Consider the following 17,028-nt stretch of genomic DNA (forward strand, 5'->3'; position numbering starts at 1 on the left):
TTGCATGTATTAGGCACGCCGCCAGCGTTCGTCCTGAGCCAGGATCAAACTCTCCATAAAAGTGGCCGAAGCCATTTTCAGGATGTGCTTGTTAGCTCATCGCTGACTTACATTTATAACCTTTTGACAGGTCGCTCATTGTTCAGTTTTCAAGGAACAAATTTTTCTCTTTTTCTTCCGGCTCATGACCGGAACTGTATCTTATCACGATTATTTAATCGATTGCAAGCATTATTATAAAATATTTTTCGTTTTAATCGTCATACTCCGTTTATTATTGATTTATTAGCTTATTTTTTCTATTGATATTATAAATTACGAATAAAAAATCGCCATTTTATTTCGCGATTTTGAAAGCGGTCCTATAATGAATTTATAAGGCGATCCCAATAGAATAGATTACAATGGATGCATTTTTGAGTGCTTGTGGACTCAAGGTTCTGTTCGTGATGTGACGGTTTATGCATGCAGAAAGGGAAGAAGCGCGCTTTCTCGCTTCTTCCCTTTTATTATTATATGAGTTTAAACGAAACTCAGTTCGTGACCTGCAGCCTCTTCCCGGTAATCCGGCGTAAAGCCGGCCAAGCCAAGCGCATGAAACACTTTGCCGATCGTACCCAGCTTGACGCCATCATCGCCGGCTTCAATTTTCGAAATACGGGCTTGAATGGTTCCGGCTTTATCCGCAAGCTCTTGCTGGGTCCACCCCAATTGTAGACGTCGAGCCAGTACAAGGTCGCCAATGATAACGGGGAAGGAATTAAGATATTCCCGCACTTCTGGAATCTGATTCGACGCCTCCATGAAATCGTTAAAATCCTGGCCGGCTTTCTTTGTCATGGTCATTCACCCTTTCAAAGAGTAATGTACTTGCTCGGATCTTTCAAAAAGTCGGGCAGCATGGCTTCTGTTTCGGTGACGGCAAGATCAAAGTCCGGATCGGCGGTTGCTTGTTTCATCACCGATCGCGTAAAAACTAGAATTTGATCGCCTTGATGCGAATAAGGAAAGAATAGTGCGCGAAATGCGCCGGCTCGATCTCGCTTGTTTACCCGAAGCTCATGAATCGGCGGATGATGCTTTAACGCCTTAACAGGTGTCGTCAGCGTGAATGGCGCCCCCAAATCATCCACATCCATAAGTTGCTGATTCAGTGAATGCGGTATGCCATGACGACGCGTAAAATCCAAAGCTCGCACGATACGTGACAGAATCCAGATCGCATCCGCATCTTTTGCTTGCGCTAGAGCTCTTAATTGGTTTAACTCGTCCAGAACTGGCTTGTTCCCCGTCTGTAAATCAATCGCGAATTCGATGATGATTCCCATTAAATATATCACGCGCGATATAAAATGTCAATTCGCTATCGCCCGGTCCCCTCTCTGGCCAGTGCCTATTTCTATTGATCGGATTTCTTTTTATCCCTCGCGTCCTGCAGCTCTTTTTGTTCCTTCTCGAGTAATTCTTTATAGGCTTCCGCTTTCTTTTCTTCGAAGTCTTTCATCAATTTGTCCATCTTCATTGCGCGTTCCTCCTTCCTACATTTGAAAATCCATGCCCATTCCGCGGCTTGCTGCAGGGCCTATAATACCTTTGGCTGCTTGGTCAATCATCTGATCTTTCATGCCTTTGTTTAAATGCGGTGCCGGATCCATCTGGATGTTCAGCTTCTGCGGGTCGCCTTTTAGCTGGACCTGCAGCTGCTGGCCATCTCCTCGTTTTACGATTTTATGGTTCACGACTTCCCGGTTTAAGGTCGCCGCGTCGAGATCGACCGTATTTCGGATCGAAGGCATGCCGTCAACCTTTTTTAGGAGATCCCTCAAAAGCAAAACCTCATATTCGAGCTCCGCTTTCGCAAAAAACTCCGCTAAACGGTTATCATTCTGAACCAGAACGTTCCCGTTCGACTTCACGTAAAATTGCTGTGGATGCCTCTCGGTCGTATCATATAAATAGAAGGAATCGACTTTGTTTTCAATCTGCCTGAATGTGTTCGGCACGTTCTTGTGCGATGCTTGAATAACTTCCCGCGGTACTCGTCGCTGCTCGATTTCATAGCGGATATCAGCCCGCCGGTAGGCTTCTTCCAGGGAGACGTCAGCAATAACAACCGAAATGCTGTACGCATGTTCCCGTGCCGCCCGGATGAATCCTTCGTACTTCTCTGCGTTCTTCATCGTCCCGTCCAGGATCATGTTAACACGGCTATTCATACCGGCTTCATATAATCGGCTGGCAATATCACTGCTCTCGTCGTGCAGCTGCCGGGCCATGTTCTCGGGATCCTGTTTGATGAGCTTGTTATACTCCGGAAGCATAGTCTTAATTTTATCCGAATCGATCAGGAGCACCGATTCATTAGCATCCTTAAAGGATTGGATGAGCATTTGCGAAATCGAGGTTTTGCCGGCTGCGGAACCGCCGCCAAGATAAATCACTAAAGGCTGCTCAATCGCCGGTTGCACCGCGGCTAATAATTCATTGATGATACCCTGATGGACTTGCTGACGGTTGGCCATATACTCGCCATTCCGAAAAAATACGTCTTTGGTCGTTTCCAACGACGTTTGCGGAGCAAGGGGGGTGATTCCTTCCCGGATAAGCTTGGCCAATTCAGAGGTATCCGCCTTCGAACGAATCGAAGCATGTAAGACCTGTTCCGTATCTAAAGCGGACCAATCCAAATCATAACCCGCCTGTTGGGCGAGCTGCCGAGTAAACTCGCGCTGCGTGCGCCCATTGCCTTCACGAAACGGATGCAGCACATTTAATTCTGCCATATAATGCGCAGCTCGATCTGCAAACCGATCCGGATCCATGCCCTTCAAATGCCCTTCTCGCTGCAGCTGCCCGAATAGATCTTTAGCCGAGGATTCAATGAATTGCGTGGGCGCGAACGTAAAGAAGTCTTTGGCGATATCTTCTTCCCGGATCTTGCCGGCGAACGGATAGACATCCTGAAAAAGATAACGATGGATCTCCTTCAGGTGATCCGAGTCAAACGAACCTTGTACCGGCTTTAACTCGAGCTGAGACAAGCGCTCTTTCGTGACGAGAGCCTCATAGCGTTTTAACAACGCTTCATCTTGGATACCTGCTAAATTAATGAGGACGTCCGTTCCTGGATACTCGTACTTGGATTGCTCACTCATTTCGGGCAACCTCTAAAGCGCGTTTCAAGAATTCTTCGTGCGTAATTTCGCCCCGAAGTTTCTTCCGAATCAGCTCGTTGCCTTCCTCCGAAACGTGTAGTCCTTCTATTGCTAAACTGGCTTCTGCTCGTTTCATCGCACGTTCGATATCTGAAGCGCGTCGAATTTTCATAAGGCCCCTCCTGAATTCGGTGATCATCGTTACCTCCCTCCATTATAACATGAAATCCTTGGTATTACTGGGTATTCCCGTATCGCGAGTATCGCTGCTGGGCCAAAAACCTGAGCGAAAACCGCGGAATTCGCGGGGTCTCGGCCCCGCCGCCGACCAGCGCGGCGCGCTGGACCGCTCTTCCCCTGCAGGGGGCAGCCCGGCCAACGAAGTTGGTCGGGATTCGGTTTAGGGTCTGCGTCTGGAACCGCTCGTCAAGGTCGCTCCAGGTAATCCTCACTCGCTTGACGGCTGCACGCGGCGCATTTGGCTAACGGCACCTGGGATTCTAACCAAGCGGTTATATTAGTGTCGATCGCGGGACTTCTTTGGTTTCAATGCTGTCCGCTGCTTGCGCTGCTGCTCACAGGCGATGAGCTGATCGAGCCGCTGGGAAGCGGCTTGCACATCCTCATGTTGAAGATTGCCGGCATGCTTCCTTACGATCGCGTGGAGTTCGGCACGCGCGGTCTCAAGCTTCGTTGGCTTAATCATGTAGTGCCCTCCCTAGGTGGTTATATTCGTAAGCACTTGGAAATTTTGGGTCGATTCATTTTCTTCCCGACCGAACTGCTGAAAAACGTTCCGCATAAGCAAGGCTAGGAGCACAGCATAGCCATAACGATCAGCCTAGATAACAACATCTTTTGAAAGCCTCATCTTATAGGTCCCCTTGCTGTAAACCGAGTACCTTCGCTTCTTCTTCGGCTATGGCTGCCGTCTCGCGGATTAGATCCCGCCAGCACCAAACCGTCACCCCGATAACACCCACGAATAAGACGAAACCTACCATGCCATTCACCACATTAACCATTCTGTTTCAGCTCCTTCAGGAATGAAAAAAGAAAGTCGGCGAACCGGCTTAACCATAAACGCGATTGGCCGCAGCCTTAAACAGCTCGTCGATGCTCAGCGGGCTGGACAGCAGCTCCTGCAGTGAAATTTCCTGCCCGCTGATGGCTTGCAGGACATGAAGTTTGAGCTTCTGTTCCGGTGTGAGCGATGTCAGCAGCTTGTCCGCCTTCAACTTGGCGGCGACTTCCGGATCGCGGATGGGGAACGCAATGATATTGCCGGTGCGCGATGTTTCTGGCTCCGGGTTCGCGACCGCCGGATTCGGCTCCGGATCCGACTCGATAACGGCGGCCGCCGGCGCTGGCTCCGGCAGCTGCGACGGAAAGCCGTTCAGCTCGCCTGCCTCGATAAGCTCCCGTTCGGCTTGCTCCCATTCGTACACGCGATAATCACCGCACCGATCAGGAGTACCGGATTCACTGAGCTTGGCCAAGATCCGTGCGCGGCGTTCTTCTGTCATCGAGCGGCTGCCGTCGACGTACTTTGCGCCGCTAATGAGTTGACCCTCCCACTCGTAACCGGTCGTCACATACAGGTCCTGCATGCCGTCGAAGGTGCCGGACTTGAACCGATCCAGTATGGCATCAACCTGGGCGGACATCGGTCCATCCGTCCAGCGCACATAAACGCTCGAGCCCATGGAGTACGTGCTGGACGTAACGGAGAACTTCGACCCAGGGAACGCTTTTTTCAGCGTTGCCCGGATTTTTTTGGCCGTCTCTGCGGCGGATTCATATACACGATTACTCATCGTTCTTGCCTCCTAATGACCACGGAATTGGTCGCTCTGATGTAAGTGAATGTGCGGGTCTTGCCGTCCATCGGAAACCGGAATTTCCAGGTATACGTTTCCGCGGTTTCCTGGTCAACGTACCATTCCAGGGTGTCAATCTCGGCCGCGGTGTACTGCTCTTCAAGCTTCTTCTGCAGCACTTTGCGCGCCCGGTTGACCTGGGCTTTCGTCATCGTTTCAGGCGGCGTCGTTTCGGGTTTGAAGTAAAAGGATTTTGGAATCATGCTTCATCGCTCCTAAAGTAGAACGTAGACTTGCTGCAGCCGATCGGCTTAAAGGATTAGGGAACGTCCCAGAGACTCAAAAATTCATCATCACGTATGCGGCAGCCAGGTGCTCCAAGAAGTGATTCACATCACCGTTCCGAAAATCGATCTGCGCGATGACCGCCCGGATCTGCACCTGCTCATGCGCCGGCGTGTGGTTCACGATCACTTCCTGTAAGAACAAGCTGTCGATCGCGTGGACCAAATCGCGATGTTCGACAACGAACACGCGGTCCTCGAGTTGTTTTTCTTCAAAGAAAGCTTATAAGGCTTGTTTCGCTTCCATGTTTGTTCAGCTCCCGAATTGGAATGTGGGTTGCGGCCCCATCAGCTTGCCGCTTGGCAAACGAATACCAAAAAGCGATTTGGAAAATCGCGGCCCGATCGCCATCTAGGGGTCCCCACACGGCGCGCGAGCGACGTGCTGGGGGTAGATGGCTCGGTGCGTCAAGGGGTCGTGGAATATCGACCGGTCAGGGAGGCTATGCCGCGAAAGCCCCTTGACCGCCGGAGGGATTTGGTAGCGTCCAGCAGAGCGGCAGGCGTTGCCAAAAAAGGCCGCCGTTCTTGGCGCCAGCCGAGAACGTTCCTTCTGCAATTTCTTGTGTCCTTCGCAGTTTGGCGGAGCGAACGTGGAGTCAATCTGCGGCCCCATCCCTAGCAGGACATGATTGGAACATAGCGATAGCGGAGTAGAAATGATGGCCTGTGCTTGGCTTCGGAACGCAAAGGAGGGAAAGAGGAGTAATGGAACCTACCGGGTCTTGGCTAGGCCGGGTTTGCCTGGCGTAGAGCCGATAGATCGCTTGGTCCTCCTGACTAAACGAGCTGGGGGATTCAAGATGAAAAAAAGAATTAAAGAGCGCCCTGTAAGGTCAAATCGAGGAAAAAGAATAAGGGAATCACGGGTCCTTCGATATTAAACAAAAAAACCGCCCTAAGACGGTTTGGAAGGGGCACGCAAAGGAGGATAGGCGGGAATGGAACCAAACAGTTCATACTAAACGCGTTCTGTCTGATTTAGAGCCAGTCGTTCGCTTGGCTCACCCAACTAACGAGCTGGGAAACGACTTCAATTTGGAGGTTAAAGAATGCGTACTTGGGGGGTCATCAAAACGGGCATAACAGAGCCAAGAACCGGCTCTCATTCGCATCCTAGAGTTGAAAAGCGTAGACCTGAATGCTTAGTTCTGAATGCGCCGTGCCCTGCTCAAAAGTCCACTCATATTCTACAAAGAATGCCCATGGAAGACACTTATCTAAGGAGCTGAGGGACATTTGAGAATTGCGCTAATCTCGACAAATACAATTCCAGTCCCGCCGAAGGACTACGGGGGCACGCAGCGCGAGGTTCATTATCTGACGGAAGAATTGGTCAAACGGGGGCACGAGGTATTTCTGTTCGCCAAGAAAGGATCAACCTCGAACGCGACTCGAACGTTCGAATACGAATCAAATGATCCGCAAGAACAGCTCGACTTCATCATTAAAAACCTCCCGCGCGACGTGGCCGATTCCGACCATCGGACAATCGCATTCCAAAAGAATTAATAAGCGCGTTCAGATTCCGGTCTATGTCAGCGAGTTCATCCTGCGCAAATACGGGAAGCGCCGAGGCTACGCTGTCCACAACGGCATCCGCATGGACGATTACACGTTCAAGACTGTCAAACAGAAATACCTGCTCTTCCTGGGGAGGTTGATTAAGGAAAAAGGCGTCCACCTGGCCATCAAGGTCGCCAAGAAATCGGGCAGGCGGCTCATCATCGCCGGCACGCTGAACGACAAAAACTATTTCAACGCCAAAATCAAGCCGCATCTGGGCAAAAACATCCGCTATGTCGGAATCGTGGGCGGAAAACGCAAACGCAAACTTCTTGCTAATGCCAGCTGCGTCCTGTTCACCTCGACTTGAGATGAACCCTTCGGTCTTGTACTCATCGAAGCGATGGCAAGCGGCACGCCCGTGCTCGGCTTCAAGAAAGGTGGCGTCGCCGAAGTACTTCGAGGCATGCCGAAACTGCTATGCCGCACGAGCACCGGCATGGCGGCGAAGGTCGAGAACCGCAAGCTGCTGCCAAATGCCCGCAGGCTCCGGCGCTATGCCAGAACCCGCTATTCTGACATCATCTTGACGGACTCGGTGCTGAAGCTGTACCGAAAGGTTCTTGACAACAACTTGTACAAAATCAAGAAAAATACATTGTGGAAACGGCGCATGGCAGAGCTTCAGCCCGCGCCGATTGGAGATAACAACTAAGAAGCATCATCGAATCTCAATGAGATCCATCTTTATCGATAAGGCTCTCGAGAACTGCAATCGGAAATCCGCGGGGGAGAATGGCTGCTACCGGTCTATCAGAACTACAATCTACAGTGTATGACATTGCGAAAATCGATGACTCCTATTATGACAAGAAACAAGTGTATTACGATATGGTAAAAAGATTCGCCCATATTAGATCTGTGAGATGCAATCAGAGACATTTCCCCCCAACCTAGCTTCTAGCCCATAAAAAAGGAACTTGCAGCTGCAAGTTCCTTTTCCAGTTGAACCCTTACCCGGCAAAGCTCCTCCGTTTGCTACTTTCCGGAATGTGCCCAACCCATTATCTGAGTAAATGGCTCATAATCAGTGACAATACCAAGGATTGCACTTGCAGTCCCGAGTATAGCGATCAAAAAAGATAGAAATTTAACGAAGAAATTGTTGGATAAGCTACTATACGTTCCATATCGTATGAGACCTGACCAATACATGAGAGATATCGGGCTGGTAACCACGAATCTTACTCCTTCTCTAAGCCAAATGAGTGGGTTTTTTGACTGCCTTTTTAGGTCGTCTATGGCGTTACCCTGGGCACCAAAATAGGTTAATAGTGTATCATCCACCATACTAATGGTTTCCGCAAGCCACTTATATTCAAAACTTAATCCACCAAAGTCATGATTGATTTGCAGATATTGATTTTTAATGTCTGTAATCCCATTAAGCAGCACCGGATAATGGCTAAACATAATGTTAGAAAAAGGCGGGCGGTAGTTCCGAGCAATACCATAACCGCCCATCATATTTTGCATTTTCGAGAGGTTCAAGCGCAGCCAACCATACTTCTCGTTGTCAAAGGCTCCTCGTTGCTGTTGCATACTAGTACAAAAATCTCTGAAGGTTTTAATATATTCCAGCGTGAAATCGTTCTTCTTCGTCTCCTGAGAATATTCGTATAGCATGCTGAGTACACCAAGGAGCAAAACAATTCCGATTGCTGCTATTGACCACCACATTTAGGCCCCCCCAACTCCTCTTTCGGAGAATTTTCCCCGAACTGCAGTCTACGTACTTGGATTGCATGCCATCGTTTCGCAAGTACCTGGGCGATGGAGTAATCCTTCGGTACAAGTGAAAATCCACCTTGCTGTTTCGGACTCCTAGTTGCCGCCACATTGTAGAGCTGGTATTGACGCCTTTGCTCTGGGTAAGAAACCAATGCTTCCAGCTCCCGTGTTGGGACAAGCCCCATTTTTTTCAATTCATTGCGAGTAAAAAGATGATCGGGAACTTGCTCTGGCAAATAAGTGACGAGTTCACTGTACACTCAGTCCGCCTCTTTTCTTTAAATGGATTCTATATATCTACATTTCGGAAATGAACTGCAACCCATAAAAGGTCCCTGTTTACCATTCCGCGGAATCAATCTGCTATTGCATCGCTTGCACGTCCGTTCTCCTGGTGAGATCGGAGCTGCCTTCGCAACGGGGCCGGAGCCTACACCAGGATTCAGCTTCAAAATCAATTCGATGAGTGCTTCCCGATTTACAAGCCGGATCTGATTTGATTTGGCCAGTGCATACGCTTCATCCGTAAAATCCCGGTTCGCGATTACCCATCCTTCTGCAGCGTTGTAATGGGCAATCGACGCCTGGACCTCCTGAACAGCTTTCAAACCGACGGTTTTGCTGTGCCGTTTGGCTTGGACCACAATTTTGCGACCGGCTTTGATCATGACAAGATCGGCCCCAAAGTCCTTCGCTGCGCGTGTCACCGTAACTTCGTAGCCGTGCGCCTTCAGGACAAGCGACAGGTATTGTTCGAACTGAATGCCGTCCATCTTATCAATCTCAGTAATGCCGGACTGCTTCAAGCGATTTGTGTGCTGGGTATTGCGCCAGATTCGGAAGGCGACCACCAGGGCAAAGATGGCGCCGGAAGCAATGCCGGCTAAAACGAATGAACCGGTTTTATACGATACCCCTAGAAAAGCGACCACAATCGCCAACATAAATATGTTGGCCAACATATTTTCCAACTCACGCTGCTGCTTCTTTCTACGTCTTGACAAGTCTTACATCTCCTTTATTTCTTTGAATGATGGACTGACGTGTTCCTGTGAGGCAAATAAGTCTACAATTTCTTCCGAGATTCATCTGGATAAGCTTTAAGTTCAATTCCTACTCCAAAGACTGAGCAGCAGCTGTAATGCAAGACCCATAAACAAAATGGGTTAGAAAGTTACTGAGGTCTTCCTCAACGTTACAGAAGAAACATGCTCTACCCAGGTATTTCCGCATGGCGATCGTTTGAGTCTCGGCATCCATGAAGCACTCCAGCCCGTCCATAGTTTCGATTTGAAGCAAGCGGAGTAGCTCAATCGGAAGATTAATTCTGCCCAATCGATCTATTCCCCTAACAATCCCGTGACTTCTCACCTGACCACCCTGACTTTTTACCTAAATTATAGCATCTTATTGCACGTTCGGGTCCTGATTCATTTGAAATACGATGCGGTGTAAAGCTTACACCCGGGCAGATGACAGTCAAAACTGTCATTTCAGCTTTACTTCCAACAGTCGTTAAATCGAGGCATCGAGGCATCGATGGCTTCCTTTTGGGAAGGCTGCGCGGCAGCCGGTAACCTTCAAAAGCCAGCAATTAGCTGGGTTACCATGAAGGCACGAAAGGTATGGCATGATTACCTCTCCAATCCCGATCCGTTTTCTTTACGACAACCCTCACTTATCAGTGCGCTTGGCTCTTCTTCCAGTGGAAACCTGCTGTCAATTGAAGAACAACCTGATTCAACTTTTCTAATGAAGTGCTAATATGCTACCTTGATTAATATGGGTAAAATTAGTAGAGGAGTGTTCAGTTTGGGCGCACAATTTTCTTTACAAGAGGCCATTATTACAGCGTCAATAACATTGGTAGGAGGTTTACTGCTTTTCCTAACTTCGCAACTGTTTTTGAAGTTTGTCCTTGACCCACTATCAGATTTCAGGAAAATCAAATCTGAGATTTCCTCCGCTCTGATCTTTTACGCAAATAGATATATGAACCCAATAGATTTCAAAAATAATAAGGATAATGAGAAATTGGTCGATGAGATCATTGGAATTCAAATGTCGTTAAGAAAGCTGGCAGCGCAGTTAATTGGAGCATCTCAAGTAATTCCACTTTATTGGTTCTTCAATATGTTAGGATTAATCCCAAGCCAAGATGGCTTACAGGTGGTTAGTTCGAATCTAATTGGACTATCTAATTCTTTATGGACTTATGAACGAGACAACCAGCGCAATTCCACTGCCAATAGTGAACAATGGAATCGTGGGATTATTGAAATTTTGAAATTACGAGGCATGAAATAAAGGATACTGGCGAGCGATATTATTTTTTACAGAAAACAACAACAAAAATAAAAAGGCCATGGAAAATTTATTTTCCCGACCTCTATCCATGTATCTTATTCAGTTCCAGTTTCCTCAAGGGCTTGCTCTGCTTCATCCGGTTCAATGAGTCCAAGATCAAGAATATAGTTCAAGCTACCACTAACTTTGGATAGCCTGTCCGGATCAATCTCTTCATACACATTGTAGAAGGGAACCTTTATGAAAACTGACGATTTGGGCAAGTGAGATATACCGTTCATATCCGTCGTCCCTTTTCGGTATGTAGATGTTTGTTGGGTGCTCGTCTCGAAGCATTTGCTCGTACCATCTCTTCCCGACATCATGTTTATGAACACTCATGAAATTTCTATCGCGGCGAGGGTTCGAACATCTTTGTACTTACTTTGCATCATTATCTCTATAAAATCGAAAATCCGTTTTAACACGGAGCTTTGCCAATCATATTGAAGAAGTTCATCCATGGTTGGAACGACAACCAAACCAAAGACCACATATGGCAGGTAGTCATCGAACCACATATACGTATATTCAGCGTAGAGTGGCTTTAGTTCAGGTACTGTAATTAAGAGTTCTTCTATAACAGTAGTGTACACCATTTCATTTGCCACGCTCACAATCTCCTTACCGGCACAAACCTGTCGTCAAGCGGATCGGGCTGACAGCAACCTGCCGTCGTTGTATTCTCGTTCCCAGTTAGCTTAATGAATCATCGTTCTTGTTATTGATACATAGCTGCGCAGCTATTTGGAACACGTTCGATTGTAATTCCATCTCTTTGTTCTACCGCCAGCAGGTGGTCTGTCGCTTCCAACTCAATATATGGTTTAAGTCCATCTGCCCTGTGGAGGACCTGAAGATTCCCTCCTCCATAAATCCAGTATATCAATAATAGACCCGCGGCGGCCTCACTGTGCTCTTTTCCCAAAAGGATGGCTTTCGGTTGCCTATAATTTGGTGAAAAAGCAGCAATGGACGAAAAATATAAAATGGCGGTACGGGGATAGCCTCCCCACACCGCCATTTCTTTTATTTTCGTGGTTGTTACAGTAGCTATACTGTCCGCCAAATGATTAAACCACTTTTGGGACAGCATCTTTTACCTTTTGTTTTGAGTCCTTTTAATTTGAGCCAAACAGGCCAGCGGAATGATAATAAACATCAAAGAAAAAGGCATTGAGAATGAAGAAGTTCTGTTTTTGAAATCCGAAATGAGCAATACAGCTGCTCCAATAGTCATGAACACCAGGAAGTAAACTGACATTGAATTATTGGCTTTTTGTTTTTCTTTACGTTTAAACAAAAAGAATATTCCAATAACGGCTATGATGGCATAAAAAAGCATTAGTCCTTGGACACTTAATAATGCAGTTAATTGACCAGTCATAGAATCACTTCCCTTAATCTCAGATTTTAATTAGTTATACATCATTTTAGTATTGTATGGGATTATTTTCGGTAACCTAATAATATGTGAATGGTAACCAGTGTAAATTTAGTGTCACACCATATTGGTTGTTATGGGCATTCAAGCTATTTGCTACTAACGAGTTACCAAGAGCTAGGATAGCCCCAGCAGCAGCAGCCCATGCAACCGGACCTCCAACGATTCCTGCTATAATTCCAGCAATAACAGACTCAGTCGCTAAACCTTCTTTGTACTGACCTAGCTGATATGCTTGATCTTTTGTATCTTCTTGATTCATGGTAAGAGCCACTCCCCACCAGTAAGTGTTGGCGAAAGCCCCACTCGGCCACGGCTCGCGCTGTTCTTGGCCGTTCGTTGTGGCCTGAGGCTTTCAGTGAACAAAAAGGTGAAGGCATTTTACGATAAGAAACGAACCGAAGGCAAAGGACACAAAGTGGCGATAATCGCTAGTGCAAATAAGCTTCTTCATTGGATTTTCGCTCTTTTGAAAAATCAAACGACCTTCATAGATCTTACTTAGTGACACATTTATGAATCTTAAGAAAAACCTTCATCACACACTCGGAAGGTTGTTTAGGTTGCTATTTTTCTAGTATAACTGCTGCTCGAAGTGATGTTAATCACTCAATTCTTGACACCTATTGGCTGGTATAGATGAATAATTAACCAAGCAAATCTAATTTCGGCTCAGTCTTCATCTACGATAACTTTCCGATATGCCAACACCATGTACGTATTGAGCTGCCTATTAAAGCAAACTTGCGGCGGTGATAAGATTGGTTGTGTTTTTGTCGTTATACTCGCGGTCTCCTTTGCTCACTGTCAAGTAGACGCCGACCTCTTCATTATAGAAACTACTTGTGTCCTCTCGACTCTTGGCGATTTTCAGCGTATAATCGGTACCTGTTTTGGTGGTGAACGTCCACATGGCGCCTGTTGTGTTTTCTATAGCCACCCAGGCTGAGGTTCGTTCAAAGGCATACTGGCTCTGATTTCTATAAAATTCCCCGATGGCATAGGTGGAAGGCTTTCGCTGCACCAATACAACAGAATCACCTGTGGTCAGCATGACTTCAAGATACGTCTCATTCACTTGTGATAGCTGCTCTTTGTAATGCGAAAGCGCCTCTTCCTTGGTGGTTGACCAATACACGGGTTGCGTACTTATGGTCTTTTGGCACCCTCCTAAGATGAGCAGGATGCTTAGAAATAGAAGGGGGAAGCAAATACGAATAAGACTCACTCCTTTACATGCCTATTATACCGTAAATTGGAACTATCCTGCCCGTTATTTGAACGAAGGCAGCTGATCATTTTCACTGACCGGCTGCCTTCGTGTTTTGTTGAGCTATCGTTCTCCGTTAGCTTAATCCCTTTTAAAGTACCCTTAATTAATCAACTATTTTCCTACGTACGCCTTTGCAAGTTCAACCAAATCTTCCTTTGCTATATCTCCCTCAAATTCTATTGAAATGACTTTACGGTCGGCCGTTTTGTACTTTAATATCAGCAAATTATCGCTACCGTTAGCCGTAAACATGGCAAGTGTATCATCAGCCACTTCGACATTCTCCCACGGAGCTCCTTGAAAGGTCAAGGACATCGTTTTCTCCGAATTCCGTAAAGTTTCCGATATTTCAACGTCCAGATTTTGACTTACCACGATATCCTGTTGATTCCACTGGAATAAATCGTAAAACCCGCCCAACCACAATTCTTCTGCCGACTTCACACGATAGTTGGTATCTTGGGCGATGACACCGAACGATTTTACAAGTGTAAATTCGCTATCTTGCGGTCTCAATAGGGGGAACGCAAATTGTTTCTCAGCTTCTTCTAAAGATATAGTCTTCCAAATATCAGCCGATTTTGATAGAGCTGTTTCAAGCTTTTGCTTATAGGATGGTTCATTGCTATCAGCTTGTGTAGCCGTATCTTTGTCATTATCACCGATTTCAACTTGGACTCCATTCCAATTGGTTTTAAAGAGGGTAGCCGCGCTAACTGATGCAGTAGCAATAAACAACAATACAAACATCGCAATCCCGACATTGCTGATTCTAAATGCCCTTTTTTGCTGCCTATGAAGACGATTCTTCCCATGGAAGGAATATACTTTTTGCATCACCTCAGTGCTTACGTCGACTTCAGGTAGCCATGTCTCTTTCATTCTACGAATTAAACTATTAACATTCATATCGCTGTTCATATCGTGTGCCCTCCAATTGGACTCTATTTCTTTTTAATTTCACCTTAAGACGTTCGAATCGCTTTCGTACTGTAGTTGAACTGATGCCCAATATACGCGAAATTTCTTCAAAGGGTCGATCTTCTATGACTCGTAACGCTAAAATCTCCTTTTCCGCTGCTGATAAACCTTTGAGCCACTTCAGATGAATATCGTCTTGATCGGAAAAAGTCTGTTCCGCACTCTTCTCATTACCATCGTTTTGAAATAACGGCATCAGGAGATACCACTTCTTTTTTCTCTTCAGCAAGGTGCTACAATGATTCGTCGCAATCTTGTACAGCCATGCCAAAAATAAATCTTCACTGTCATGACGATAGCCCGCTAAATTCCGATATGCTTTAAAAAAGACCTCCTGCGTTGCATCTTCCGCTTCCTGCCGATCACCTAGCATAAAATAAGAGAAAGTATATATTTTCTGCTGAAACTTTCGAATAATTATTTTAAAAGTATCCTTGTCGCCGTTGAGTACCTGTTTGATAAGTTCCTTCATCTCCATGTTTGCAAACCTCCTTTCTCTCAAAACTTCTTTATGTCTTCACAATATATAACCATCGAGGCTAGTTTAATGTGACTGTCTATTTAGCTTAATGAAAAATGGAGCAGCTGCCGCCGGCAAACTGCTCCATTTTTCGTTGAACTATCGTTCCCCGTTAGCGTAATGAACAGGGAGTTCTAATTATTCCAAAACGCAACATCACCAGTCTCGTATAATACTTTTCCTTCCTTGTTTGTTGCTCGAATAGTAATAGGCATCTTCAATTCATTTTCAATTAACGAATACCATATTGAATATTCTCCATTTTTAATAATGTGCGCTGTCTCGTCACCTTCGCTTATCAAAAGAATCTGAGTTATTTCTGGATCTGCAACTACTCCATAAAGGATATGAATATTTGATTCTTGATTTTCTGATCCCTGCCAGCTCAAGACTTGATCAGTAAACATTGAACTTTTATTTATATAACCACTCAATTGATATCCACGAAGCTTTTTATGGAGTAATACAACGCATAATTCTGACTTATTGGTTTTATAAAATGCTAACGTCCGATCTCTATCTACATGGATATGTATTAATTCGCTATAACTCGAATCTGATTCTGAAATCACCTTTTTAATTTGATCATTTAGCGGCTTATTTTGCTGTATTAGCCATAACAAAAAGATGAGAGAAACGGCAAGAAAAACAATGACGAGTGAAATTAAAAATTTATTAATCTTCATTACACCTCTCCTAACAAAGACCACTATCTCAATTATATACTCTGAACGTCATCATTCCACCTTTTTCCTTTAATCGGCTTGTTTGGCTAAACTGCCCGTTACTTCAACGCCTGCCACGGTGATTTGTTCCTAGTCTTCGCAATATCGTTCGCCGATAGTTTAACAATCGGAGTTCAGTTAATTGTATTCCACAACAAAGGCTGCCATTAGGCAGCCTTTGTGATTTTGCGTTACACTTACTTTCTTGCTCTTATAATCATAAAATTTTGATCTTCATTTACTTCTTGTAAACAATATCCACCATAAACAGAAACATCTTTGAAACCGACCTTCTCAAGCATCATGATAAACTCATACTTAAAAAACCATCGCATTTTAGTTGTACTATACTGAGTATCAATTAAGAGACCATCTTTAAAAATTTCATATCGCTCTATCTTAACTTGTATCTGTTCAAGAAAATTAAAAGTTGATTTGGAACTTACGACTATATCCGATCCGTCGCTTCTTGTACCCCTAAAACCAGTTGCCCATTCAGCACCTTTATTTATGAACAGATCTTTTGGTACAAATAAAGGGATTAATGTCTGTCCACCTTGTTCAAGATGCTCGTATATACTCTTTAATGCATTCATTGCGTCTTCTCTGTCTGATAAGAGAATAAACGAAGCCGCTGGTATATAAATTGTCATATACTTTTTAGGGATATCAAGATGTTGCATGTATTGATCATACAAAACTGGAAACTGCCCACTTTTCTCAGCCTTAGCTTTGCATATATCTAACATGTCTTTAGAACAATCAACCCCATCAACATCAAGACCTGCGTCCAGATAGGGCAACATTAATCTTCCAGTACCACATCCAAGCTCCAAGGCAGCTCCTGGAACTTCTAAAATCATTTTTTTGAAGAACTCACTGTCATCGGACGAACTAGCCGTTCGCATATCGTAAGTTTCCGCTAGAATACCTTCATACGATTCAACATTATTAAACAACATATTTGTTGTTCCCTCCATGTTTTAAATGTGTTTTACACACACGGAAGGTTAATAATAAGAATTCTTTATTAGCCCTTCCGCACCTCGAAATTTAATGTATTTTCAAATTTAGTATTTGTATTCATTGCAATCACTCTCTTCCATATTTAGTAATTTCAATA

The 17,028-nt window shown here is 45.4% G+C and carries 22 protein-coding genes, 1 rRNA gene and 3 pseudogenes; 3 read left to right on the top strand and 23 right to left on the bottom strand.

From position 1 onward, the window contains the following. From AC50YL_RS34200 to AC50YL_RS34250, 11 genes are all read right to left on the bottom strand, one after another. Nucleotides 1-60: ribosomal RNA gene (locus AC50YL_RS34200) — 16S ribosomal RNA — on the bottom strand; the annotation flags it as partial. A 462-nt stretch (nucleotides 61-522) separates the two neighbouring features. Then, entirely contained in the window at nucleotides 523-840 is a 318-nt protein-coding gene (locus AC50YL_RS34205; protein WP_494837850.1) for a helix-turn-helix domain-containing protein, read from the bottom strand. Nucleotides 841-854: 14 nt separating this feature from the next. Next, on the bottom strand, nucleotides 855-1,328 hold the full coding sequence (locus AC50YL_RS34210; RefSeq protein WP_494837851.1) for a hypothetical protein: 474 nt from the start codon (nucleotides 1,326-1,328) through the stop codon (nucleotides 855-857). A 71-nt stretch (nucleotides 1,329-1,399) separates the two neighbouring features. Beyond that, entirely contained in the window at nucleotides 1,400-1,522 is a 123-nt protein-coding gene (locus AC50YL_RS34215; RefSeq protein ID WP_494837852.1) for a hypothetical protein, read from the bottom strand. 16 nt (nucleotides 1,523-1,538) lie between these two features. Next, nucleotides 1,539-3,155 (bottom strand): zeta toxin family protein, encoded by a 1,617-nt coding sequence (locus AC50YL_RS34220; protein ID WP_494837853.1) that lies wholly within the window; start codon nucleotides 3,153-3,155, stop codon nucleotides 1,539-1,541. Continuing rightward, a complete protein-coding gene (locus AC50YL_RS34225; protein ID WP_494837854.1) occupies nucleotides 3,148-3,327 on the bottom strand; it encodes an antitoxin VbhA family protein in 180 nt (59 codons plus the stop codon). Before AC50YL_RS34225 ends, AC50YL_RS34220 begins: the two co-directional genes overlap by 8 nt. Nucleotides 3,328-3,672: 345 nt before the next feature. Further along, complete coding sequence (locus tag AC50YL_RS34230; RefSeq protein ID WP_494837855.1) at nucleotides 3,673-3,861, bottom strand: Spo0E family sporulation regulatory protein-aspartic acid phosphatase; 189 nt, start codon at nucleotides 3,859-3,861, stop codon at nucleotides 3,673-3,675. Nucleotides 3,862-4,027: 166 nt separating this feature from the next. Then, nucleotides 4,028-4,180 carry a hypothetical protein gene (locus AC50YL_RS34235; protein ID WP_494837856.1) on the bottom strand — a complete coding sequence of 51 codons (153 nt, stop codon included), beginning with the start codon at nucleotides 4,178-4,180 and terminating at the stop codon, nucleotides 4,028-4,030. A 48-nt stretch (nucleotides 4,181-4,228) separates the two neighbouring features. Beyond that, complete coding sequence (locus AC50YL_RS34240; protein ID WP_494837857.1) at nucleotides 4,229-4,972, bottom strand: LPD29 domain-containing protein; 744 nt, start codon at nucleotides 4,970-4,972, stop codon at nucleotides 4,229-4,231. Further along, the gene (locus AC50YL_RS34245) at nucleotides 4,969-5,238 is read right to left on the bottom strand and encodes a hypothetical protein (RefSeq protein WP_494837858.1); all 270 of its coding nucleotides are present in this window, start codon (nucleotides 5,236-5,238) and stop codon (nucleotides 4,969-4,971) included. Before AC50YL_RS34245 ends, AC50YL_RS34240 begins: the two co-directional genes overlap by 4 nt. A 76-nt stretch (nucleotides 5,239-5,314) precedes the next feature. Further along, complete coding sequence (locus AC50YL_RS34250) at nucleotides 5,315-5,509, bottom strand: hypothetical protein (protein WP_494837859.1); 195 nt, start codon at nucleotides 5,507-5,509, stop codon at nucleotides 5,315-5,317. 1,413 nt (nucleotides 5,510-6,922) lie between these two features. Here AC50YL_RS34250 and AC50YL_RS34255 point away from each other — a divergent pair. After that, nucleotides 6,923-7,540 (top strand): annotated as a pseudogene (locus AC50YL_RS34255) (glycosyltransferase). A gap of 323 nt (nucleotides 7,541-7,863) precedes the next feature. Here the strand turns inward: AC50YL_RS34255 and AC50YL_RS34260 are convergent. The 3 genes from AC50YL_RS34260 to AC50YL_RS34270 are packed head-to-tail and all read right to left on the bottom strand — an operon-like array spanning nucleotide 7,864 to nucleotide 9,620. Further along, a complete protein-coding gene (locus tag AC50YL_RS34260; RefSeq protein WP_494837860.1) occupies nucleotides 7,864-8,565 on the bottom strand; it encodes a hypothetical protein in 702 nt (233 codons plus the stop codon). After that, on the bottom strand, nucleotides 8,550-8,876 hold the full coding sequence (locus AC50YL_RS34265; RefSeq protein WP_494837861.1) for a hypothetical protein: 327 nt from the start codon (nucleotides 8,874-8,876) through the stop codon (nucleotides 8,550-8,552). Before AC50YL_RS34265 ends, AC50YL_RS34260 begins: the two co-directional genes overlap by 16 nt. 18 nt (nucleotides 8,877-8,894) lie before the next feature. After that, the gene (locus AC50YL_RS34270) at nucleotides 8,895-9,620 is read right to left on the bottom strand and encodes a restriction endonuclease (RefSeq protein WP_494837862.1); all 726 of its coding nucleotides are present in this window, start codon (nucleotides 9,618-9,620) and stop codon (nucleotides 8,895-8,897) included. 808 nt (nucleotides 9,621-10,428) lie between these two features. On the opposite strand from AC50YL_RS34270, the gene AC50YL_RS34275 reads away from it, so the two are divergent. Beyond that, entirely contained in the window at nucleotides 10,429-10,923 is a 495-nt protein-coding gene (locus tag AC50YL_RS34275) for a hypothetical protein (protein ID WP_494837863.1), read from the top strand. Between the two features lie 377 nt (nucleotides 10,924-11,300). Here AC50YL_RS34275 and AC50YL_RS34280 read toward each other — a convergent pair whose 3' ends face one another. From AC50YL_RS34280 to AC50YL_RS34295, 4 genes and pseudogenes are all read right to left on the bottom strand, one after another. Beyond that, a complete protein-coding gene (locus tag AC50YL_RS34280) occupies nucleotides 11,301-11,573 on the bottom strand; it encodes a DUF7674 family protein (RefSeq protein WP_494837864.1) in 273 nt (90 codons plus the stop codon). An 85-nt stretch (nucleotides 11,574-11,658) separates the two neighbouring features. Continuing rightward, nucleotides 11,659-11,806 (bottom strand): annotated as a pseudogene (locus tag AC50YL_RS34285) (DUF2199 domain-containing protein); the annotation flags it as partial. A 255-nt stretch (nucleotides 11,807-12,061) separates the two neighbouring features. Then, on the bottom strand, nucleotides 12,062-12,349 hold the full coding sequence (locus AC50YL_RS34290; RefSeq protein ID WP_494837865.1) for a hypothetical protein: 288 nt from the start codon (nucleotides 12,347-12,349) through the stop codon (nucleotides 12,062-12,064). 76 nt (nucleotides 12,350-12,425) lie between these two features. Next, nucleotides 12,426-12,668, bottom strand: a complete 243-nt coding sequence (locus AC50YL_RS34295; RefSeq protein WP_494837866.1) for a hypothetical protein — start codon at nucleotides 12,666-12,668, stop codon at nucleotides 12,426-12,428. A 42-nt stretch (nucleotides 12,669-12,710) separates the two neighbouring features. On the opposite strand from AC50YL_RS34295, the pseudogene AC50YL_RS34300 reads away from it, so the two are divergent. Next, nucleotides 12,711-12,911, top strand: a pseudogene (locus AC50YL_RS34300) (IS110 family transposase); the annotation flags it as partial. A gap of 228 nt (nucleotides 12,912-13,139) precedes the next feature. On the opposite strand, the gene AC50YL_RS34305 reads toward AC50YL_RS34300, so the two are convergent. The 5 genes from AC50YL_RS34305 to AC50YL_RS34325 all read right to left on the bottom strand — a co-directional run bounded on the left by AC50YL_RS34305 (nucleotide 13,140) and on the right by AC50YL_RS34325 (nucleotide 16,867). Next, nucleotides 13,140-13,544 carry a hypothetical protein gene (locus AC50YL_RS34305; protein ID WP_494837867.1) on the bottom strand — a complete coding sequence of 135 codons (405 nt, stop codon included), beginning with the start codon at nucleotides 13,542-13,544 and terminating at the stop codon, nucleotides 13,140-13,142. Nucleotides 13,545-13,790: 246 nt separating this feature from the next. After that, the gene (locus AC50YL_RS34310; RefSeq protein ID WP_494837868.1) at nucleotides 13,791-14,600 is read right to left on the bottom strand and encodes a hypothetical protein; all 810 of its coding nucleotides are present in this window, start codon (nucleotides 14,598-14,600) and stop codon (nucleotides 13,791-13,793) included. After that, the gene (locus tag AC50YL_RS34315; RefSeq protein ID WP_494837869.1) at nucleotides 14,578-15,138 is read right to left on the bottom strand and encodes an RNA polymerase sigma factor; all 561 of its coding nucleotides are present in this window, start codon (nucleotides 15,136-15,138) and stop codon (nucleotides 14,578-14,580) included. The genes AC50YL_RS34310 and AC50YL_RS34315 overlap by 23 nt, the downstream gene beginning before the upstream one ends. Before the next feature lie 176 nt (nucleotides 15,139-15,314). Further along, on the bottom strand, nucleotides 15,315-15,866 hold the full coding sequence (locus tag AC50YL_RS34320) for a hypothetical protein (protein WP_494837870.1): 552 nt from the start codon (nucleotides 15,864-15,866) through the stop codon (nucleotides 15,315-15,317). Between the two features lie 236 nt (nucleotides 15,867-16,102). After that, entirely contained in the window at nucleotides 16,103-16,867 is a 765-nt protein-coding gene (locus tag AC50YL_RS34325; protein ID WP_494837871.1) for a methyltransferase domain-containing protein, read from the bottom strand. Nucleotides 16,868-17,028: the final 161 nt, after the last annotated feature.

Source organism: Paenibacillus sp. J22P277 (genome assembly GCF_059383675.1).